Genomic DNA, 214 nt, shown 5'->3' on the forward strand with positions numbered 1-214 from the left:
TCAACCCTGCCCGCATCGACAGCTACTGTCAGGCGGTGGATGAGCCGATTCTGGAGGAAATCCGCAAGCTGCCCAGCGGTGCCAGTATGGATCAACTGAAAGACCGCTGGTACCGCGGGCGGGACGGCAGCGACTATCACTACCATCAGAGCCGGTATCACGCCTTTTATGGCAAGAAAGCGATTATGTATCCCACGTTCCAAACTTTAATTGT

1 protein-coding gene is annotated in these 214 nt (G+C 54.7%); it reads left to right on the forward strand.

Annotation, left to right across the window (positions count from 1 at the left end; translation table 11 throughout):
- The coding region (locus NE623_RS14685) for an amidoligase family protein (protein WP_256273630.1) at positions 1–214 on the forward strand (214 nt) is incomplete at both ends.

It is taken from the genome of Gemmiger formicilis, assembly GCF_024462815.1.
Taxonomy (GTDB): Bacteria; Bacillota; Clostridia; order Oscillospirales; family Ruminococcaceae; genus Gemmiger.